Consider the following 22,182-nt stretch of genomic DNA (forward strand, 5'->3'; position numbering starts at 1 on the left):
TATAAATGAAGAAGGCACTAAAAGGTATTTTAATATTGATTTTCTTAGGCGGTTCCTTAACTGCTCAAGAGGTTAACACACCAGCTACAGCTATGCAGTGGTGGAAGGATGCTAAATTTGGCATGTTTGTACATTGGGGACTTTACTCTGTTACCGCTGGCCAATGGAAAGGAAAGCCATCAAAAGGGAATGAGCATTTTATGTTATATGAACGTATTCCTGTTAAGGAGTATGCTAAAATAGCTGATGATTTTAATCCCGTTAAATTTAATGCCGATGCCTGGGTTAAGGGCGCAAAAGAGGCTGGAATGAAGTACGTGGTGTTTACCAGTAAACATCATGATGGATATGCGATGTACGACTCTAAAGTTAGCGACTACAACATTGTAAAAACAACAAAATGGCATAGAGATCCTGTAAAGGAGCTTGCTGCTGCATGTAAAAAATATGGTTTGAAGCTAGGTTTATACTATTCACTAGGGCGTGATTGGGAGGATCCAGATGTCCCGACAAACTGGCCTGAGAAAGCTGGAAGAAGTAATACCTGGGACTTCCCGAATGAAGATGGAAAAGTGTTTGCTAAGTATTTTGAACGCAAAGTAAAGCCACAGATTAAAGAACTTTTAAGCAATTATGGCCCTATCAGTATCATTTGGTTTGATACGCCTGAACTGATTAGTAAACCTGAAAGTTTGGAGCTGGAACAGTTTATTCATAAGCTTCAACCAAATTGTATCATCAACAGCCGCATTGGGAATGGATTGGGTGATTACCTTGTTTCGGAGCAGCAAATATCAGCGACAAAAATGACTAAACCCTGGGAAGCTTGTATTACCATGAGTGGTAAGTGGAGTTATAATCGCTATGATAAAGCCTGGAAATCTCCAGAATTATTGATTCGCCAATTGGTAGAAATCGTCTGCAAAGGCGGAAACTTCCTGCTGAATGTAAATCCAGATGGTCAAGGTGCACTTCCTCAGCAAAGTGTGGATAACCTTAAAGAAATAGGAGCCTGGATGAAAGTCAATGAGGAGGCCATTTATGGTGTTCAACCTTGGACCGTTACAAATGAAAGCCTTCCTGTTGACGCGAGTGTTGGCGCTAAAGCTGTGACAGGGATTGTGGATACAGACAATGACAATACAGTTAAAGGGATTACTCCGGATATTTATTTTGCTCAAAAGAATCGGGTAATTTATGTGTACGCAAGAAGCTGGAGTGCCGGAGATATGTTGATTAAGAGTCTGGGAAGTACTAGTTCTCCTGTTCAAGGCGTATCGCTTTTGGGTTCAAAAGAAAAGGTGCAATGGAAGCAGGATAGTAGTAGTTTATCTGTAAAACTTCCTGCAAAACTACCGACAGGCATTCCGGTATATGTATTTAAAGTAACCATTTAATGAAAAAGGCAATACTCCCTAGGATTCTATTGATACTTCTTTTTGCCATGCCTTGTTTGCAGGCTGCTAGTCAGTCTCGTTCTGAGCTCAATTGGCCTAAGTTTCTTTCGGGCTGCGATCTGGTATTTGACGATTTAAGTGCGAATTGGAACGAAGGTGTTTTTACAGGAAATGGATTGCTTGGCACAATGATCTATAGGGATACCGAAAACGGTTTGCGTATAGATATTGGACGCAGTGATGTGAGAGACCACCAGTCAGGAAATACCTCTCCGCTTTTAGCCAAGGCAAGGTTGCCCATTGGACACTTTCTGGTAAAACCTGTTGGAAAGATTACTAAGGTGAGTGCTAGACTGGATTTATGGAATGCAGAGATTAGAGGTGTTATTTATACCGATAAAGGAAGTATCGAGTTTAGAAATCTTACTTTTTCCGATTCCGATGTGATTTATTACAGTGCGGCCTATAAAGGTGAAGAGCGAGGTTTTACCTGGCAATGGGTACCAGAGGAATCGGTAAGTAGCAGGACTAAATATTCACATATTAAAGTCCCTGATAATTATAAAGGAAATCCGACAGGTCAGCTAGTTAAAAACGGAGAAACTCAGGTGTATGACCAATCATTGAATGCCGGAGGCGGCTATGCTACCGCATGGCAGCAGCAAAATACAGCATTGGGTACTGACTTTCTGATTACTGTTGCCTTTTCAAAGGAAGGCCAGCAATATGTAAATAAAGCAGTTCAAACGCTTAAAAGCTTTAAGTCTGTACCAATCAGCAGCCATATTCAACAGCATCAGCAATGGTGGCATAGGTATTATCCTCAAAGCTTTCTGACTATTCCTGATTCAAGGATGCAGTCTTTTTATTGGATGCAGCAGTATAAATTAGCTTCGGGAACAAGAGCGGATAAGCCTGCTCTGGATTTAATGGGGCCGTGGTTTAAGCAAACTCCTTGGCCGGCATATTGGCTTAACTTAAATATACAGCTTACTTATAGTCCACTTTATACGGCCAACAGGTTAAACATCGCTACTTCTTTAATGCGTATTATTGATGAGCAGCAGGTTAACCTGATCAAGAATGTTCCTAAAGAATATCAACACGATGCCGCAGCTATAGCAAGGGCTTCAGGAGCAGATCTTGTAGCGCCGGTCAAATTGCTTGCCGGATCAACTGCCGATATTTCTAATGGTGAAGCTGAATTGAGTAACCTCACCTGGATTTTATATTATTATTGGCAGCATTATAGGTATAGCATGGATAAAACTGTGTTAAATAAGCTGTATCCATTATTAAAACGCAGTATCAACTACCCGCTTCACCTGTTGAAAAAGGAGAATGATGGTAAATGGCATTTTAGTGTTAAGACGCACTCTCCTGAATATCCGGTAGGAAAGGGGACCGACACAAACTATGATCTTGCACTGCTCAATTGGGGCTGTAAAACATTACTTCAGGTTAATGATGAATTGAAATTGAATGACCCTCTGGCAGCTAAGTGGAAAGATGTATCAGATAATCTTGTCGCCTATCCACAGGATGAAAATGGATTTCGTATCGCTGCTGATGTGCCCTTTAGTCAATCACATCGCCATTATTCACATTTGTTGATGGTCTATCCGCTATATCTTGTGAACTGGGACCAGCCCGAAAACCAGAACTTAATTAAAAAGTCGTTGGCACACTGGCATAGTTTTCCAACCGCTTTACAAGGATATTCATTCACAGGCGGGGCATCTATTTATGCCATGATGGGTAATGGAGATGCGGCCAGAGATTATCTGAACCAGCTTTTCGATAAGTTTGTAAAACCAAATACCATGTACCTCGAAAGTGGGCCGGTTATAGAAACCCCATTGGCTGCTGCGGCAAGTATTCAGGAGCTTTATCTTCAATATTGGAACAATACAGCAAGGGTATTTCCCGCTGTTCCTACAAACTGGGCAAATGCTTCGTTTGAGAATTTACGTACCGAGGGGGCTTTTTTGTTAACAGCGGTTCGTAAGTCTGGCACTACACGCTGGATTAAAATAGAAAGCTTAAACGGAGGAACACTCCACATTAAACCTGGGTTTACCAGCACTCCAAAGTTGAAAGCAAATCCTACTGTTAAGATCCTGGATATGGGTAATCAGGTTTATAGCTGTACCATTCCTAAAGGCGAAACTGCAGTTCTTTACCTCAATCCAGAAGATCTAAAGATCGGCGTGCAGGATGTGGTTACCTATAGCACAAATGACAACAGCTTCGGGAAATTGGCCAAGAAAAAGTAATTGAATATTAATATCTATTTAAAATAACACAAATGAAACTAAATCTCACGAAGAAAAGACGTAACCTGCTGCTGGTATCAGCATTAGCAGTTTCAGTGACCGCATCCTCATTCTTATTGCTATCCCCAAAAACTGAACTGATTAAAAAAGACTTTGCTGTTGCTGAAAACCAGTATAACCAATTGCTTAAAACTTCAACAGATTTGACCCAGTTTCCTCGTACAACGAACAAAGATGGGTCGGTGAGAAGTACAGATATTAAGGATTGGACACAAGGCTTTTTTGCGGGAGGCTTGTGGTATCTTTACGAGTATACTCAAAAACCAGAGTGGAAAGCTGCGGCTACCAAATGGACGGAAGCTTTAGAGCAAGCACAGTTTTTAACGGAACACCATGACGTAGGTTTTGTAATGTATTGTTCTTATGGTAATGCCATCAGATTTGAAAAAGATCCGAAGAAAATAGAACTGTATAATAAGATACTAATCCAGTCGGCAGAGTCTGCATTGACACGTTTTGATCCTAAAGTGGGTTTGATTAAATCATGGAATGCTAAAAAGTCATGGGACAATAAAACCATGTGGCAATATCCGGTAATCATCGATAATATGATGAACCTGGAAATGCTTTGCTATGTCTCTAAACTTACGGGTAATCCGAAGTATAAAGATGTGGCGATAAGCCATGCTTTAAATACGATGAAGAATCATTTTAGACCTGATTTTAGTACTTATCACGTGGTTGATTATGCGCCTGATGGTAAAGTGTTGCATCAGCAAACGAATCAAGGTTACGCAGATAATTCAACTTGGTCTAGGGGACAGGGATGGGCCATCTATGGTTTTACCATGATGTACAGAGAAACGAAAGACAAGCGCTTTTTAGAAGCTGCACAAAAGGCAGCAGATTTTTATATCAACCATCCGAATTTGCCAAAGGATAAAATTCCATTTTGGGACTTTAATGCGGAGCAAAAAGGTTACAAGCCAGATTTTGATTATGCTGCCAATAAAGTATCCTATATTCCTCGTGATGCTTCGGCAGGATCACTTACCGCATCAGGATTATTGGAGCTGAGCACCTTTGCTAAAGATGGTAAGAAATATTTTACTCAGGCAGAGCTGATGTTGAAGTCATTGTCGGGTGATAAGTATTTGGCGAAACCAGGTACAAATGCTGGGTTTATCTTAAAGCATTCTGTAGGAAGTCTTCCTCATAAATCTGAAATTGATGTGCCTTTAATCTATGCAGATTATTACTTTTTGGAGGCGTTGTTGAGATATCAAAAGCTAAAATAACCGTTCTCTTCAAGAGCTGCATTGCTTCGCTGAAGAAGCGAAGAACACTAGGCTCTTTCTGAGAAGGTAATTTTAATCTCAAGCAGGGTGGCCAGGCATGTGTAAATGCTTGGCCACCTTTTTTTATGGTTTTCGTTCTTCTGAATTTATTTTAGGATCTCAGTATATTTCTAGCGCTTGCGTATCTTTAGCTGTTAGTTAAAGCAATGAAGAAACAAATTAGTGTGTTTAATTGGAGTGGTGGTAAGGATAGTACACTGGCCTTACATCATATCCTACAAGATGAAAGTTTTGATGTACGTTATCTGTTGACTACAGTTAATGACGCGTTTAATAGGGTGAGTATGCATGGTGTAAGGGAAAGCCTGTTGATTGCTCAAGCCAAAAGTATTGATATCCCCTTATATCAAATTCGTTTGCCTGAATCACCGGAGATGAAGGTTTATGAAGACCATATGCATAGACACTTAATGCAGCTTAAATCGGAGGGCATTACCCATTCTATTTTTGGAGATATATTTCTGGAAGATTTAAAGGCTTATAGGGAGGCCAAGTTGTCCGAAATAGGTTTGGAAGCTGTTTTTCCGCTTTGGAAAAGAGATACTACAGCTATTTTAAAAGAATTTATTGGCTTGGGCTATAAAACAATTGTAGTATGCGCTAAAGAAGGTCTGGAAGATTTCTGCGGAAGAGTGATTGATGAAACTTTTATTGCTGATCTGCCGACAGGTATAGACCCATGTGGTGAGAATGGCGAGTTCCATACTTTTGTCTTTGATGGCCCTATATTTAAGCAGCCTATAGATTTTACTATAGGTGAAAAGGTTTTTAGAACCTATCCATCTCCTGTTGGGGATGCGCTTGCCGGGTATTGGTATATTGATCTGATTTAATGATAACGGCATGTAAAAATAACTGATTCATTGGCCAATTTACGCTTGGCTTAAAAAGGTAATTTGGTAGCATCATATTTGCCGTAATTTTTTAACACATGATGAAATACAAGTCGCTTGCAGTTATTGCATTGACCCTTTTAGCAGATTCCGCTATTGCACAGCATAAGAATATCTACCATAAAGGTTGGGTAGATTTTAATAAAAATGGGAAGATGGATGTTTTTGAAGATTCTTCCAAACCTATTGAAGCCCGGGTAAAGGATTTGTTGAGCCAGATGAATCTGGATGAGAAAACTTGTCAGACTGCCACATTATATGGCTATGGCAGGGTACTGAAAGACGAAATGCCAACCCCAGAATGGAAAACGAAAATCTGGAAGGATGGTATTGCAAATATAGATGAGGAGTTAAACAGTCTCCCATATAATAAAAAAGCGGTAACCGAATATTCTTTCCCTTTCAGTAAACATGCCAATGCCATCAATACGGTACAAAAATGGTTTGTAGAGGAAACACGTTTGGGTATCCCTGTAGATTTTAGCAATGAAGGAATTCATGGTTTGTGCCACGACCGTGCTACTCCTTTTCCTGCTCCTGTAAATATTGGCAGTACATGGAATAAAAAGCTGGTGTACCAAGCCGGAAGCATTGTAGGGCGTGAAGCCAGGGCTTTAGGCTATACCAATGTGTATGCGCCAATACTTGATGTGGCCAGAGATCCGCGTTGGGGCAGGGTAGTAGAATGCTATGCAGAAGATCCATTCCTGATTGCCGAAATGGGCAAGCAAATGACCTTGGGTATTCAAGATCAAGGAGCGGCAGCTACTTTAAAACATTATGCGGTATACAGTGTGCCTAAAGGCGGACGAGATGGGCAGGCACGTACCGATCCACATGTAGCACCAAGAGAAATGCATGAGCTGTTTCTTTATCCTTTCAGAAGGGTGATTCAGGAAGCCAAACCAATGGGGATTATGAGTAGCTACAACGATTGGAACGGAGAACCAGTAACTGGAAGCTATTACTTCCTGACAGAACTGTTGCGTAAACAATTTGGCTTTGATGGCTATGTGGTTTCGGACAGTGAGGCTGTAGAATTTCTTTCAGGTAAGCATCATGTCGCCGAAGACTATAAAGAGGCCGTACGGCAGTCGATACAGGCCGGATTGAACGTGCGTACGCACTTCACTATGCCGGAGAATTTTATACTTCCGTTAAGAGAGTTGGTAAAAGACGGTTCTCTCTCGATGAAAACACTGGATGAACGGGTTGCTGACGTGCTAAGGGTGAAATTTAGATTGGGCCTGTTTGATGATCCATATGTAAAAGATCCAGCTACGGCAGATAAGAAAGTACATACCAAAGCTGATGAAGAATTGGCCGTTCAACTCAACAGAGAGTCAATGGTACTATTAAAAAATGAAAAGAACCTATTGCCCTTAGCCATCAATAAATACAAAAATATATTGGTTACAGGTCCATTGGCAGCGGAAATAGATTATACGACAAGTAGATACGGGCCTTCTAATAACCCCATAATCTCTATTCTGGATGGGATTAAAGCCTTTGTCGGTAATAACGCAAAAGTAAATTACAGTAAAGGCTGTGAGGTGATTGATGCCAAATGGCCTGAAAGTGAAATTATCGCTACAGAATTAACTACCGAAGAGCAAGCACAAATCGATAAAGCGGTTGCAGATGCAAAAGTATCAGACATCGTAATTGCAGTTGTGGGTGAAACAGATAATCAGGTTGGTGAAAGTAAATCAAGAACAGGTCTAAACTTACCCGGCCGTCAACTGCTATTATTACAGGCCCTATACGCTACAGGAAAACCTATTGTGATGGTGATGGTAAACGGTCGTCCACTAACCATCAACTGGGAGAACCGCTATTTACCAGCGATCCTTCAAGCTGGATTCCCGGGACCTTCGGCTGGGAAAGTGGTTGCAGAAACCCTATTTGGCGAAAACAATCCTGGCGGTAAGTTAACCATGACCTATCCAAAATCCATTGGTCAGATCGAATTAAACTTCCCTTTCAAACCGGGTTCTCAAGCTGGTCAGGGTAAAAATGATGACCCCAACGGTAATGGTAAAACACGTGTATTAGGGGCCTTATATCCCTTTGGATACGGATTAAGTTACACCACTTTTGAATTCAGCAATCTACAAATCAGCAAAACAGAAATCCACCAACAAGCAGACATCCAAATCAGTGTCGATGTAAAAAATACCGGAACCCGAAAAGGTGATGAGGTAGTACAGTTATATCTTAAAGATCTGGTAAGTAGTGTAACAACCTATGAATCTGTTCTGCGAGGTTTCGATAGAGTAAGTCTTGCTCCTGGTGAGACTAAAACCCTAAAATTTGTACTACACCCTGATGATCTGGCCCTGCTCGATAAAAACATGAACTGGACAGTTGAACCTGGTAAATTTCAGGTGATGATTGGCAATTCATCAGAAGATATCAAATTGAAAAAGGAGTTTACAGTAATCAACTAAAAACCCTGCTTAGGCACGATCCTAAACCGCTCCAGTTAGCCACCATGCTGTCAGACAAAAATTACCTTCTCAGAAAGAGCCTCAGCGTTCTTCGCTTCTTCAGCGATTAATGCAGCTCTTGAAGAGAACGGTTATTTTTGAGTTGCCGCAGCAGCTTCAGCCTTCGCCTTCTTCTTAAAGAAGCCTCTCAGCAAGAAATTATGTTGAAGTGCTTCCAGATTTTCATCCAGCTTCTTGCTACTTGTCTCCATATTCTGCATAATCACTTTAACCTGGTCGGCAGTGTTTTGATCGTTGATCAACAAACCCACAGCATTATCTGTTTTATTAAATTTAGACGTTGCTTTGTTTAAGTTTTCTGTCATTGCCGAAGCCGATTGAGCGGTTTTCTGTAACTCAGTCACTGCTTGTTGAAGTCTGGCAAACACAGCCGTATCTGTCATTAACTTATCTGCTAAGCCACCCTTTGTATTCAAAGTTTTGCTAAACGTGTTCATTTGTTCAGCCATTCTGTTTGTCGACTCGGTAGTGGTTTTAAGGTTCTCTACAATTGCTTTAAAGTTCTTAGCAATTTGCTCATCAGTAAGTAAAGCCCCTACAGCACCTTTTCCTTCAACAAGACCGCTGGCCAATACCTTAAAATCTGAAGTTACATCTACCAGGTTTTTGTTGTTCACCTGAAAAGTTTTCATGATGTCGTCCGTAGATAGCGTACTCGCTACCTGTAACTGGTCACCATCTTCAACAAAAGGGAATTTCGGACTACCACCGGTAATGACAATAATTTTATTCCCAATCAATCCATCAGAACTGATACTTGCCGATGCATTTTTATGGATGTACTTGTGGGAGTCCTCCTCGATGCTCATAGACACCTGAACCTGTGAGGTGCCATAGAACTGGATTTTTTTGATCGTACCAATTTTAACTCCCGAAAACCAAACATTGCCTCCGGCTTTTAAACCTTGTATATCATTAAAAACAGCGTTTACAGTAAAGCTCTTTACAAATGCTTTTCTTTGGCTTCCTAAAGTGAATACCCCTAAAACGAATATGACTAAGCCGAGGAGTATAAATACACCTACTGTTATCTGTTTACGGTTGTCTGTTGCTTGCATATTTTTACTGAATAAAATTATAATCGTAAAAAGGTTTAACCCTTTCATCGTTTGTGTTAAATACTTCTTCAAATGTTCCAATATGTTGGAATTGCCCGTCTAAAAGCATGGCTACTCTGTTGCCAACAGCTTTGGCACAGGTAAGATCATGCGTAATTACAATGGAGCTGGTATGGAATCTTTCTTGAACTTGGTTGATCAGGCTGTTAATTTCCAGACAGGTAATAGGATCAAGACCTGCGGTTGGTTCATCATAAAGCATGATTTCTGGACGGAGGATCAATGTTCTGGCAATACCAATACGCTTTCTTTGTCCACCTGATAATTCAGAAGGCATTTGGTTGATGGTTTGTAGCAGACCCACGGCATCTAGCATTTCCTCCACAGCGAGGTTAACCTCTGCTTTGGTTAGGTTCCTTTGATTCCTTACCAATGGGAATTCAAGGTTTTGCCTTACCGTCATACTATCATACAATGCACTATTTTGAAAAGAGAAGCCTACTTTTAGTCTTAAAGCTAGCAATTCTTTATAGGTAATCTGATCAACGTACTGATTCAATACTTTTACCTCGCCAACGTCGGGCGTAAGTAACCCTACCAGGATTTTGATGAGTACTGATTTACCTGTACCAGATTTTCCCAAAACAACAAGGTTTTCGCCTTTGTAAAGGTCAAGATCAACTCCTTTAAGTACATGATAGTTGCCAAAGGATTTATATAATCCTTTGATCTCTATTACTTTTTCAGTGTTTTTAAGTGTCGGTTTTTGTTCCATCGTTAAAATTAGGTTCTAAACAGACTAAAAAATTGGACTGAAACTACCTCTTCAATAAAAATGAGGAACATGGCAATTACTACAGCAGAATTTGCTGCCTTACCCACACCTTCGGTTCCTTTTGATGAATTATACCCTTGGTAACAGCCAACCATTCCTATGGTAAAACCAAAAAGAATAGCTTTAATTGTTGAGGCAGTAAAATCAAGAAAGGTGATCTGCTCTAGTGAAGATTGAAAAAAGGCACGTGCACTTGTGTTTTCACTCATGGATACATTCAGTAATGCACCCAGCATCCCAACCATCGCCGTATAAAATGTAAGGATAGGGATGGTAATGGTGGCTGCCAGCACACGGGTAGATACTAAGAATTTGAATGGGTTGGTTGCCGAAACTTCCATCGCATCAATTTGTTCCGTAACCCGCATCGAACCCAATTCGGCACCTATGCTAGAACCTACTTTTCCGGCCGCAATAAGACCAGTAAGCAAAGGAGCAAGGGTTCTTAATAAGGCAATTCCAACCAGAGAAGGTAGCCATGAAGTTGCACCAAACTCTGATAAAGAGGGGCGCGACTGTTTGGTGAATACCACGCCAGTAATAAATCCTGTGGTAGAGATCAGCAGGGCCGAACGGTAACCAATTTCATAACACTGGCGAAATAGTTCTTTTAGCTCGTAGGGAGGCAGAAAGCCTTCTTTAAAGAAGCGAGCTATGAACTTGTAAACATCATATAAAGTTAAAAACATACGTGCTAATTTGCCCGGGCCTTTAACTTCTTCGTTAGGTATGGATGGATTTTCAGCTTTGTTCTCCATGAATAAGGCTTAATATCATAATTGTCTTAGTAGCGGTGCTTAAATGCAAAGGAAGATGTCTCATCTATAACGATGCTATCAAACCCTGAGCCATAATTTTGTAAAGTTACTCCTTGCATTATAAATACAATGTAATATTATGATTGCTAAGCTGCTTTTTTTTTATTTAGAACGATTATAAGTCAGGTGACCTGCAAATTCGGATGGATTGGCAGTAAATATGCGCATCTAAAAATAAAAATTATAAAAATACTTCCTGTTGATTTGGAATAAATCTAAATAATAATCACCTTTGTATTAATCAATAGGTATTAATGCAAAATTTAACCATTCAGTCTTCAGTCGATTTTGTTGAGGTGTTTAGCACTAAGGCAGGTGCAATCTATCAATCTGATCTTGAAAATTGCTGGTACATCGATTTTGCAGGAAAGCTAGCCCGCTTTGACTACCGTAATATTCTGAAGTTAAAAAAGGCTGTCTATCATATTGATATTGAGGATTTGTTGCTCAATAATACCAAATCTCCTGATGTAGAGATTCTCTTCATTTGCGCCTGCGATCATTGCTACGTTTTATCGTTAATCGAGATCATTGCTTTAAAGGAGTTGCTACAGGGAACCTTTGTGATGCTGGAGTTAAATCACATCATTCACGATCGTCTGCACCGTATAATTAGCTGATTAGGCTAGAATTAGATTCTTTCCATATTATTCTTATTTTGAGTATTGTGAATACTTAGCTGTATTTTTGTATTAGAAAATTCGAACTTAATACATACAATATATGAAAGACATTATGCGTGTTAAGTGTTTACTCTCATCAGATGTAGAGACACTTATAAACCAACAAATAAAAAAAGAAGCACAATCATCAGCAATTTATTTATCTATGGCTTCATGGTGTAATAGGAATGGTTATGATGGTTCTGCTGATTATTTCTTCGCACAAGCAGAAGAAGAAAGGCAACATCAATTGAAATTCTTCAAATATGTTTTAGATATGGGTGGTAATGCAGTTTCTCCTGAAATCACTCAGGTTAAAGCTGAATACAATTCATTCCGTGAAGTTTTTGAAGAAGCTTTGGAACAAGAGATCAACGTAACGCAATCCATCAAAAGTATTGCTGCACGTTGCTATAAAGAGCAGGATTTTGTGACCCTTGAATTTTTAAACTGGTTCTTTAAAGAACAAAGAGAAGAAGAATACAAAGCTAGAAGAGCTGTTGAGTTGTTTGAGGTAATTGGTGAAGAAGGAACAGGCAGATGGCAGATCGACAAACATGTTGGTCAAATCACCTACAGCGAAGCTTAAGGCACCATATTTCCGGTTTTCACGGGAGTAAAATATAAGGTACATACTAATGCGAAATGCAAAACAGTATGTACCTTTTTTTTGTTTATTGATTATCCTATCAGGCCATGTCAAAGAAAAAAGATAAAAAGAAAGATAAAAAGAAGGATAAGAAAAAAAAGGTGTGCTGTGAAAAGTACCTCACGGGAAAACGATGCAAAAATTGTCCTAATGGTTGATCACATAAACCGTATTGCCAATAATAAGCTATTCTATGTCTCCAAGATGGTAACAATGCCTGCATCTTGGCTCGTAACTATCCTTTTCGCCTAAGAGCACCCTATTGGCGTTGGCAACAGTTCTGTATGAATAAACCGCAGGACTGCCACATCGCATACATACTGCATTTACTTTAGTGACCAGCTCGGCAATAGCCATGAGGGCAGGAACAGGGCCAAAAGGCTTGCCCATATAATCCATATCCAGGCCGGCGATGATTACTCTTATCCCTTTTTTTGCAAGCTGGTTACAAACTTCCGGTAAGTTGTCATCAAAAAACTGAGCTTCGTCAATACCCACAACTTGAGTGTCAGGTTTTAAGAGTAAGATTGCTGTTGAGGTTTCTACAGGTGTAGACTCCACCGAGTTCAGGTCGTGCGAAACAACAGCAGTCTCATCATAGCGGGTATCTGTTTTGGGTTTGAAGATTTCGACGTTTAATTTCGCGATCTGTGCCCTCCTTAATCTTCTCAATAATTCTTCGGTTTTTCCCGAAAACATAGAGCCGCAAATTACCTCAATACTGCCGCAGTACTCTCCTCGTCTGTAATTTTGTTCGCTGAATAACATTGCTTAATAGGATTTAAGAGCCCGCAATATCAGAATTTTGTAGTACTTTTGAACGTCAAGTTACCAACATAAAGGATCAATTCTTCCGTTATTACATTATGATGAACCAAGAGGATATTTTTAAAAAAGTAGGACAGATATTAATCGAACTTCAGGATCAATATGAGTTTTTAGCTCGAAATCCTAGTCAACTCAATGAGTTAGAATTGGAGCTCTTTCTGGCAAATGCAAACTTTTTATCAGATCATGTTCAGATTGTAAGAAAAATCAATAGCAATAAAGCTGTAAAAGCTATACCAGCACATACGGAAGATCAAAGCCCTGTTGTTGCTCAAGTGGTGGTTATCAAAGAATCGGAAGTAGCAAAAGAACCAGAAGTAGCGAAAGCGCCCGAAATAGCTAAGGAGCCTGAACTGGTTAAAGAACCTGAATTGCCTAAAGAAAAAACACTTGAGGAGCTTGAAGCTGAATATGCTGCCGCTAACGAGGAAGAGATAGCAGAAGAACCTGAACCTTTAAAGTTTGAGTTTTTGCTCAACAGTGAGCCCTTGACGGAGAAGTTTGAATTTGAAGAGCAATCTGTTAGCACGATTTTCGACAGGCCATTAAGCAAAGAGGAAGAAGAGATTATTGCTGCAAAGCAAAGGTTAAGAGACGGCCAGCTGCAACAAAAACCTATTGAAAAAATAGAACCAGAAAAGGAAACTCCCCAGATACAGGAAGCAGCCCCGCGTCCTACACTAAATGATATACTGGCAGGAAAAAGTAACTTTGCTACAAGTCTGAATGAAGAAAACAATAAAACTACCATAACGGATTTAAAACAGGCCATAAACCTAAATCAGAAATTGCTTTACATTAAGGATCTGTTTAACGGTTACAACCTTGCTTACGCAGAAGCGATCGATTTGATCAATAAAATGCCTGATTTTAAAACTGCCGATAATTTCTTGCAACAGAACTATGCTGTGAAAAATAATTGGACATCAAAGCAAAGTACTGTTGATCAATTTTATGAATTGTTAAACCAACGCTTCCCGGCTAAATAAAGCCCATTCGGTTAGAGTCTAACTTTAAAAAGATAAACAGCAATACGGTAAAGCTCCATAATGAAGATCCTCCGTAGCTGATAAATGGCAATGGGATACCGATTACAGGTATAATTCCTATGGTCATCCCTATATTGATAAATACGTGGAAGAAGATAATACAAGCCACACAGTAGCCATAAACCCTCGAGAACGAGGATCGTTGCCGTTCGGCAAGGTTAATCACTCTGAGGAGTAAAAATAGGTATAAGGCAATCACAACAAAACAGCCTACAAATCCCCATTCTTCTCCAATAGTAGAAAAGATGAAATCGGTACTTTGTTCCGGGACATAACCGTATTTGGTTTGTGTACCTTCTAAAAATCCACGACCGGTAAGTTGACCTGAGCCAATGGCTATTTTGGACTGATTTACATTGTATCCAGCACCTTTAGGATCAGTTTTAAGGCCAAGTATCAACTCAATACGCGTGCGCTGATGAGGTTGCAGTACATTTTCGAAGATAACCTTAGCAATAAACAGATAACCGATGGCAGCAAAAGTAATCACGCCAATCATAATCATCCGTTGCTGTTTCTTCTTATTAAAGTAGATAAACAATCCACCAATTGCCAAAATAGACGATATCAATACCCATGGTGCAAGAAAAAGGTTAAGGATGAACAAAAGTACCATTCCCCAAAATACAACCAGTAAATAGCCTGGTAAACCTTCCCGGTATAATGGGAACATAAAGGAAAGAAATACCAACATAGAACCTGCATCTGGTTGTAGCATGATCAGGCACATCGGAATTACAATGATTAGGGCGGCAATTAATACAGGCTTTAAAGTGTTTAGCTTTGGGTTAAAGGAGCTGATGTACCTTGCCAGCAAAAGAGCTGTACCAAATTTAGCGAGCTCAGAAGGTTGTAAACGAAAGGATCCTATAGGTATCCATGCCTGGTTCCCACCAACATTACGCCCAACAACGAGTACGACAATCAATAAGAGCATCGTAACACCATAAATGATGGGAGAAAATATACTGAAAAATTTAGCGTCCAGTAATAATATAGATAAGCCCAGTACCAATCCAGTAATGATAAAAATTAGCTGCTTACCGTAATTGGTTGTGAAATTAAAGACTGTCGACTCCTCAGGATTATAGATAGAAGCATAAATATTCACAAAGCCAATGCCGCATAATGCAACATAGATCAGGATTGTAATCCAATCAACATTAAAGAAAAACCTGTTGCTGTTTTGCTGATTGATCATTGTGGAGGCGGAATAGGTGTGCTTGTTGTCGTTGTGTTATTTGTCGTAACCTGAGCTGGCGCAGGAGCTGCAGTTGCTGGTGCAACCGAATCTGTATCTTTCGCTTTTGGTTTAACTTTAGGCTTAGGTGGTGCCGGCAAAATTACTTGCTTCTTCATCCATTCAACCTCGGCAAGTTTGTTTTTAGGTAACTGACCTCTTAAATATTGTTCGGCAATATAGCTGGCCATAGGCGCAGCATATGTACTACCATAGCCAGCATTCTCTACAATTACGGCAATAGCGATTTTAGGATTGTCTCTTGGGGCAAAGCCAATAAACACAGAGTGGTTTTTACCACGTGGATTTTGTACAGTACCGGTTTTACCACACATCAGAATACCATCTATCCTGGATTGAATTGCTGTTCCCCATGGCGCATTTACAGCGTCCTGCATCCCATCAATCACTGATTCAAAATGTCTGGCTTCTACGTCAACATAATTCCTTTTAACGTATTCTTTTTTAATCACCCTGTTTTTACCAATGGCTTTTACCAGGTGGGGCTTAATATAATAGCCTCGATTGGCAATAATCGCCATGATATTGGCCATCTGCAATGGGGTAGCATCCATCTCACCTTGTCCAATGGCCAGGGAAATAACCGTACCATAATTCCAGTATTTACTGTATTTGCCAGAGTAGTAGGCTGCATCGTACAACCTGCCATTACGCTCAGAAGGAAGGTCGATTCCTAATTTTTCTCCAAGTCCAAATTTTTTGACCATCTTTTGCCAGGCATCATAAGCTACCCGTTGGTTTGGGAATTTACGCTGTGTAAGTAGTTTTTGAAACACATAACAAGCGTAAGTATTACAAGATCTGGCCAAGCCTTTCCGCAAGGCGATATTTCCATCTACGTGTTCGCATTTTACCGTATGGCCACCTACTTTGAAGTATCCTGGGCAGTTAAAGGTAGTGTTTGGATCAATTACACCTTCCTGAAGTCCCAGTAGCGCGTCTAAAGGTTTAAAGGATGAACCTGGTGAATAGTAACCCTGTATAGGCCTGATGTTGAACACCCGGTTAGGGTTTTTTAGCAGCTCCATATAGTTATTCCCTTGGTTTCTACCTACCATTAGGTTAGGATCGTAACTTGGGCTGCTTACAAAAGCAAGAATTTCTCCTGATGCAGGTTCTATGGCAACAATACTGCCTACCTTATTGTGCATCAATTCCTCTCCAAGTTTTTGTAGATTCAGGTCTAGTGACGAAATCAGCCGATCTCCAGAAACAGCTGCAGTATCAAATCGGCCTTCAGCATAACTTCCTTTAGGGACATTGCGGGCATCATAAAGCATATTCACTACACCTCGTTCACCTCTTAACAAAGTTTCGTAAGATTTTTCTACACCTGATTTACCAATATAATCGCCCGAACGGTAATAGCCTTCGGAGTTTTGTATGTCGAGCTTAGTTACCTCTTTAATATACCCAAGGAAATGAGCAGCTACACTATCAGGATAATGTCTAATGGTTCTACTTTGTACAAAAAAGCCCGGAAAGCGGGACAATTGCTCCGATAAGGTCGCATAAACTTGTATAGATAATTGACGCTCAAAAATACTTGGCTGATACCTTGACTGGGCACTGGCTTTATTGAAGTTTCGGTTAAAGCGTTCCATGTCGATGTTTATAATGCGACAAAGAGCAGCCGTATCAAAGCGCTTTACCTGGTTGGGAATAACCATGAGGTCATACACCGCTTCATTTTGAGCGAGCGCCTTTTCATTTCGGTCGAAGATAACACCACGGGCTGGAAAAGTATAAATCTTACGCAATACATTACTCTCCGCAGAGATGAAGTATTTATCGGTAGCTACCTGTATGTAAAAAAGTGTTCCAAGTAAAATTAATCCAATAACAATGAATAATCCTTGTATAGTATATTTCCGATTAAACAGATTATCCATTAGCGCATTTTTCTATTATAGAATATAAACTCTATCAATACAACAGTAAACAAGGTAAATATAATGCTAAAAAAGCACCTCAACAAAGTGTAAGAAAACTCTGCTAATCTAAAAGTTTCTAGAAAGAAAAGTACCAGATGATGGGCTGTAGTACATAAAAGCGCATAAATGATAAACCATTTAAAGCCCATATTACCCAATGTAGGCTCGGGTTCATCAAAACCATCCCGGCTCATCGTTACCGAAATAAACAAAATCCTTACAAAGGCCAGTGCTACACAGGCGGCTGTATGTACACCAAGTGTATCATAAAAAGCATCCAGCGTTAATCCAGTCACAAAAGCAATTAGATATAACAACAGATTTGGGGTGCTAAACGGAACCAGTAAAAGGAAGATAATGTACACAAAAGGGGTGGCCATATTATAAAAACTCAAATTCCTTAGCAAAAGGATTTGAATCAAGAGTAGCACAAACCACCTAACTATATTTACCAATACTAATCTGCTATTCATGTGGCAACTTTGCTTCTAATTCTTTTTGTTCTACGGCGTATTTATCAAGAATAACGTACACATATTGCAAAGTACTGAAATCATTGAAAAGTTTTATTTCTATGGACATGAAATTGTCGCCGGTTGCTACCGCAGTATTGGTTACCACTCCCACAGGAATACCTGGAGGAAAGGAAGAAAAACCTGAAGTAATGATGGTGTCCTTAAGATTAATCTTAAAGTGATTTGGAATTTCTTTTACAAAGGCTTTTCTGTAATCTGAATTGCCAATACCCCATACCAAAGATCCCAGTGCATCGCTCTTTTTAATGTTCACACTGACTTTAGTGTCTTTATGCAATAAAGAGCGGATGGTGGAAAGATGTTCAGAAACATCCATCACAAAGCCTACAACACCTTTACCTGGTGATATGACAGGCATATCAGGTGCAATTCCATCTGCACTTCCCTTATTGATCGTGATGACATTATTGCGCAGCGTAATTGAGTTTTTGATTACCCGGGCGGATAAATAAGTGTACTGTGGATTATTAAGCGTGTCTTTAACTACAATTTTCTTCGCGCTATCAATATTTTTAAGGGTAAGCAGTTCCGTTTTCAGTTTGGCATTTTCAGCTGCGAGACTGTCGTTTACAGTTCCTAGCGTAATATATTTCTTTAAAACATTCAGGTTCTGATATACTTCACCTACGACCTCATTGGTAGAATTTACGGTTACACTGCGCTGATAGGCATTATTTTTTACAGTAAGGACAATGCCAATAGTGAAAAATATAATGAAAAAGAAAAATGCGTTATATCTGTTTAAGAAAATCCAAAGGTTACGCATATTCAGATAGATGTAAATAATGAAGGTTTCTAATATTCTTTAGAAACCTTCATTAAACTATTATTCATTTAATTATTGCATTAAAAATTTAAAACCGCCAATGTTCTTTAAGGCGATACCTGTTCCTCGAACAACAGCGCGAAGAGGATCTTCGGCCACATGCACAGGAAGCTTAGTTTTAGCAGCTACACGTTTATCTAATCCACGAAGTAACGCACCACCACCAGTTAAATAAATACCAGTTTGGTAAATATCAGCTGATAACTCAGGAGGAGTGATCTCTAGAGCTTTAAGGATTGCTTCTTCGATTTTCGAGATAGATTTATCCAGGCAATGTGCAATTTCAGTATAAGAAACGGTGATCTGTTTAGGAACACCTGTCATCAAATCCCTTCCTTGAACTGCAAAATCAGCAGGTGGATCAGCCAATTCAGGTAAGGCGGCGCCGACTTCAATTTTAATCTTTTCAGCTGTACGGTCACCAATCATGATGTTGTGCTGACGACGGATGTAGTTTACAATATCCGAATCGAAGTTATCTCCGGCAACGCGGATAGATTGATCACAAACAATACCAGACAAGGCAATTACTGCAATTTCAGTAGTACCACCACCGATATCGATAATCATATTACCCATAGGCTCTTCCACATCAATTCCAATACCTACCGCAGCAGCCATTGGTTCGTGGATTAGGTATACTTCTTTCGCACCAGCAATTTCAGCTGAATCTCTTACTGCACGTTTTTCAACCTCAGTAATGCCTGAAGGAATACAAATCACCATTCTTAATGAAGGAAACATCCAACCTTTACCGCCGTTCAGCATCCGAATCATCCCTTTAATCATGGCTTCAGCAGCATTAAAATCTGCAATCACACCATCTTTCAAAGGTCTTACGGTACGAATATTATCATGGGTTTTACCTTCCATTTGCATGGCTTGCCTCCCAATCGCAATAATTTTATTTGTTTGTCTGTCAAAAGCAACGATTGACGGTTCATCAACTACTACTTTGTCATTATGTATAATCAAGGTGTTTGCCGTACCTAAATCGATAGCAACCTCCTGTGTAAACCAATTAAATAGACCCATCTATAGGTGATAATTTAAGTATTAATAATTCTATGTACTATATTAATGTAAAACTACGGCTTTTTATTGTATTCGTGGATAAATAAATTAGTGTTTGAAATGTCTAACACCAGTAGTAACCATGGCAATTCCTTTTTCATTAGCCATATTTATCGAGTCAGCATCTTTAATTGAACCACCTGGTTGTAAAACAGCAGTGATGCCAGCTTCGGCAGCAATTTCAACACAATCCGGGAAAGGGAAAAATGCATCAGAAGCCATAACTGAACCTTTTAAGTCGAAATTGAAAGCATCAGCTTTAACAATTGCTTGTTTTAAGGCATCAACTCTGGAAGTTTGACCAACACCACTTGATAATAACTGATCATTTTTAACAAAAACGATGGTGTTTGATTTGGTATGTTTTACAATTTTATTAGCGAAATATAGGTCTTGTAATTCTTGTGCGGTAGGTGCTTTTTCAGTTACAGCTGTCATTTGTTCAGGACCTTCGATAATTAAATCTTTATCCTGCTCAATTACACCATTTAATAAAGTTTTAAACTGTTTTTTGCTCAGCTCAATCTCGTTACGTTGTAAAATTACTCTGTTCTTTTTAGCGCGGAAAAGCTCAACAGCCTCTGGTTGATAAGAAGGAGCGATCAAAACTTCAAAGAATAATTTGTTGATCTCAGTAGCGGTAGCTAAATCAATCTCTCTGTTGGCAATCAATACACCGCCAAACGCTGAAACTGGGTCGCAAGCAAGTGCAACGTTCCAAGCTTCTAAAATGGTTGCTTTTGAAGCTACACCACAAGCATTGGTATGTTTTAATATCGCGAAAGTTGGTGCTTCAAACTCATCAATTAAAGCGACAGCAGCGTCCACATCAACCAAATTGTTGTATGAAAGTTCTTTTCCGTTTAATTTGGTAAACATGGCATCCAGATCACCATAAAATACACCTTGTTGGTGTGGGTTTTCACCGTATCTTAAAGATTGTGCCTGGTTGATACTGTGTTTAAATACGTTTAACGGCTCTTCATTGTTGAAGTAATTGAAGATCGCAGTATCGTAATGAGAAGAAGTGTGGAATGCTTTTTTAGCAAAAGCTTTACGTTGTGCTAAAGTTGTTTCTCCATTTTGCGCCTCTAACTGTGCTTGTAAAGTCGAGTAATCATCTTTAGATGCCAAAATTACTACGTCATTAAAGTTTTTTGCAGCAGCTCTGATTAGAGAAATACCACCAATATCTATTTTTTCGATGATGTCTGATTCAGAACCACCGGCTTTAACAGTTTCTTCGAAAGGATACAAATCAACAATTACTAAGTCAATTTCAGGGATTTCATATTGTGCAATCTGCTCCTGATCTGATCCTAGCGCTCTACGGTTTAAAATACCACCAAAAACTTTAGGGTGTAATGTTTTTACTCTTCCACCTAAAATTGATGGGTAACCTGTAAGGTCTTCAACAGCTGTAACAGGAATATTCAAGTCTTTAATAAACTGTTCGGTACCTCCGGTAGAGAATAATTGTACACCTTGCTCGGCAAGTAAGCGAACTAATGGTTCTAAACCATCTTTGTAATAAACTGAAATTAAAGCGTTTTTGATCTTTATAGATTGACTCATTGGAGGAAAAAATTTGAGCCGCAAAGTTACCGGTTTTTCTTTTATTGTCAAATGTTTATTTATGGTATTGCTAACTAGGTTTTGTGGGGCCTAATTGTCCGACTAGTAGGCTTCTGTATCGGCTTTACTATGCTTTGTATAATCCTTTATTTTCATCCAACTTAAATATAGAATAACTTTATTTCAAATCCATGTTTTTACTTAAATACATGGACTTGACATGGACTCACTATGGACTTACTATGGAGTTTGATAAAAGCATCTACGAACGATTTCCCATACTGTCTTATTCCTTGCTTTACGTAAAAAATGATTAAATTCATGAAAGTATTTAATATCTGGATATAAATTGTGCACACTGTCATACTAAAGGCGGCGATGCTTACAATACAGGCTTGTTTTTAGAATAGGAGCAAACTAATCCCAATCATTTGGGAATAGGAAAAGTTCCAGTTTCTGCCGGTGGGGGTGCAGGTGGACTTGATTATGATATTATACCAGGGGATGCCACTCATTCTATATTATTTTATAGAATGAATAGTACTGAGCCTGGCACTGCAATGCCAGAACTGGCACGCACAGTAATTCATAAAGAGGGAGTTAAACTGATCCGCGACTGGATAAACAGTATGCCGAAGTAGTT

At 39.4% G+C, this 22,182-nt stretch carries 19 protein-coding genes; 9 read left to right on the top strand and 10 right to left on the bottom strand.

What is annotated here, in order from left to right; all coding sequences use genetic code 11:
• Positions 1 to 5 precede the first annotated feature (5 nt).
• From FBD94_RS12145 to FBD94_RS12165, 5 genes are all read left to right on the top strand, one after another.
• A complete protein-coding gene (locus FBD94_RS12145) occupies positions 6 to 1,397 on the top strand; it encodes an alpha-L-fucosidase (protein ID WP_136880380.1) in 1,392 nt (463 codons plus the stop codon).
• Entirely contained in the window at positions 1,397 to 3,673 is a 2,277-nt protein-coding gene (locus FBD94_RS12150; protein ID WP_136880381.1) for a glycosyl hydrolase family 95 catalytic domain-containing protein, read from the top strand. The genes FBD94_RS12145 and FBD94_RS12150 overlap by 1 nt, the downstream gene beginning before the upstream one ends.
• 32 nt (positions 3,674 to 3,705) lie before the next feature.
• Positions 3,706 to 4,971 (top strand): glycoside hydrolase family 88 protein, encoded by a 1,266-nt coding sequence (locus FBD94_RS12155; RefSeq protein WP_136880382.1) that lies wholly within the window; start codon positions 3,706 to 3,708, stop codon positions 4,969 to 4,971.
• Between the two features lie 206 nt (positions 4,972 to 5,177).
• Positions 5,178 to 5,864, top strand: coding sequence for a Dph6-related ATP pyrophosphatase (locus FBD94_RS12160; protein ID WP_136880383.1), 687 nt, complete (start codon positions 5,178 to 5,180; stop codon positions 5,862 to 5,864).
• A gap of 98 nt (positions 5,865 to 5,962) precedes the next feature.
• Positions 5,963 to 8,374 (top strand): glycoside hydrolase family 3 N-terminal domain-containing protein, encoded by a 2,412-nt coding sequence (locus FBD94_RS12165; RefSeq protein ID WP_235884451.1) that lies wholly within the window; start codon positions 5,963 to 5,965, stop codon positions 8,372 to 8,374.
• A 131-nt stretch (positions 8,375 to 8,505) separates the two neighbouring features.
• On the opposite strand, the gene FBD94_RS12170 is transcribed toward FBD94_RS12165, so the two are convergent.
• The 3 genes from FBD94_RS12170 to FBD94_RS12180 are packed head-to-tail and all read right to left on the bottom strand — an operon-like array spanning position 8,506 to position 11,085.
• A complete protein-coding gene (locus FBD94_RS12170; RefSeq protein WP_131609838.1) occupies positions 8,506 to 9,492 on the bottom strand; it encodes an MlaD family protein in 987 nt (328 codons plus the stop codon).
• A 4-nt stretch (positions 9,493 to 9,496) separates the two neighbouring features.
• Complete coding sequence (locus FBD94_RS12175; RefSeq protein WP_131609839.1) at positions 9,497 to 10,267, bottom strand: ABC transporter ATP-binding protein; 771 nt, start codon at positions 10,265 to 10,267, stop codon at positions 9,497 to 9,499.
• Between the two features lie 8 nt (positions 10,268 to 10,275).
• Complete coding sequence (locus FBD94_RS12180; protein WP_131609840.1) at positions 10,276 to 11,085, bottom strand: MlaE family ABC transporter permease; 810 nt, start codon at positions 11,083 to 11,085, stop codon at positions 10,276 to 10,278.
• Positions 11,086 to 11,399: 314 nt separating this feature from the next.
• Here FBD94_RS12180 and FBD94_RS12185 point away from each other — a divergent pair, with 314 nt between their 5' ends.
• Both FBD94_RS12185 and FBD94_RS12190 read left to right on the top strand, forming a co-directional pair.
• Complete coding sequence (locus tag FBD94_RS12185; protein WP_136880384.1) at positions 11,400 to 11,765, top strand: hypothetical protein; 366 nt, start codon at positions 11,400 to 11,402, stop codon at positions 11,763 to 11,765.
• Positions 11,766 to 11,868: 103 nt separating this feature from the next.
• The gene (locus FBD94_RS12190) at positions 11,869 to 12,396 is read left to right on the top strand and encodes a ferritin (RefSeq protein ID WP_136880385.1); all 528 of its coding nucleotides are present in this window, start codon (positions 11,869 to 11,871) and stop codon (positions 12,394 to 12,396) included.
• Between the two features lie 246 nt (positions 12,397 to 12,642).
• On the opposite strand, the gene FBD94_RS12195 is transcribed toward FBD94_RS12190, so the two are convergent.
• Positions 12,643 to 13,224: a thymidine kinase gene (locus FBD94_RS12195; protein WP_131609843.1), complete on the bottom strand. Its 582-nt coding sequence runs from the start codon at positions 13,222 to 13,224 to the stop codon at positions 12,643 to 12,645.
• Between the two features lie 98 nt (positions 13,225 to 13,322).
• Here FBD94_RS12195 and FBD94_RS12200 point away from each other — a divergent pair, with 98 nt between their 5' ends.
• The gene (locus FBD94_RS12200; RefSeq protein WP_131609844.1) at positions 13,323 to 14,273 is read left to right on the top strand and encodes a hypothetical protein; all 951 of its coding nucleotides are present in this window, start codon (positions 13,323 to 13,325) and stop codon (positions 14,271 to 14,273) included.
• On the opposite strand, the gene rodA is transcribed toward FBD94_RS12200, so the two are convergent.
• From rodA to purH, 6 genes are all read right to left on the bottom strand, one after another.
• On the bottom strand, positions 14,266 to 15,531 hold the full coding sequence (rodA, locus tag FBD94_RS12205; RefSeq protein WP_394347789.1) for a rod shape-determining protein RodA: 1,266 nt from the start codon (positions 15,529 to 15,531) through the stop codon (positions 14,266 to 14,268). The two genes, FBD94_RS12200 and rodA, sit on opposite strands and share 8 nt — an antisense overlap.
• Entirely contained in the window at positions 15,531 to 17,486 is a 1,956-nt protein-coding gene (gene mrdA, locus FBD94_RS12210) for a penicillin-binding protein 2 (protein ID WP_136880386.1), read from the bottom strand. Before mrdA ends, rodA begins: the two co-directional genes overlap by 1 nt.
• Positions 17,486 to 18,001, bottom strand: coding sequence for a rod shape-determining protein MreD (locus tag FBD94_RS12215; RefSeq protein ID WP_131609847.1), 516 nt, complete (start codon positions 17,999 to 18,001; stop codon positions 17,486 to 17,488). The genes mrdA and FBD94_RS12215 overlap by 1 nt, the downstream gene beginning before the upstream one ends.
• Positions 17,994 to 18,830: a rod shape-determining protein MreC gene (gene mreC, locus FBD94_RS12220; protein WP_131609848.1), complete on the bottom strand. Its 837-nt coding sequence runs from the start codon at positions 18,828 to 18,830 to the stop codon at positions 17,994 to 17,996. Before mreC ends, FBD94_RS12215 begins: the two co-directional genes overlap by 8 nt.
• 72 nt (positions 18,831 to 18,902) lie before the next feature.
• Positions 18,903 to 19,925 carry a rod shape-determining protein gene (locus FBD94_RS12225; protein WP_012780976.1) on the bottom strand — a complete coding sequence of 341 codons (1,023 nt, stop codon included), beginning with the start codon at positions 19,923 to 19,925 and terminating at the stop codon, positions 18,903 to 18,905.
• A gap of 87 nt (positions 19,926 to 20,012) precedes the next feature.
• Positions 20,013 to 21,539 (bottom strand): bifunctional phosphoribosylaminoimidazolecarboxamide formyltransferase/IMP cyclohydrolase, encoded by a 1,527-nt coding sequence (gene purH / locus FBD94_RS12230; protein ID WP_131609849.1) that lies wholly within the window; start codon positions 21,537 to 21,539, stop codon positions 20,013 to 20,015.
• 431 nt (positions 21,540 to 21,970) lie between these two features.
• Here purH and FBD94_RS12235 point away from each other — a divergent pair, with 431 nt between their 5' ends.
• Positions 21,971 to 22,180 carry a hypothetical protein gene (locus tag FBD94_RS12235; protein WP_136880387.1) on the top strand — a complete coding sequence of 70 codons (210 nt, stop codon included), beginning with the start codon at positions 21,971 to 21,973 and terminating at the stop codon, positions 22,178 to 22,180.
• Positions 22,181 to 22,182: the final 2 nt, after the last annotated feature.

The sequence above is a fragment of the Pedobacter hiemivivus genome, from assembly GCF_005144565.1.
Taxonomy (GTDB): Bacteria; Bacteroidota; Bacteroidia; order Sphingobacteriales; family Sphingobacteriaceae; genus Pedobacter; species Pedobacter hiemivivus.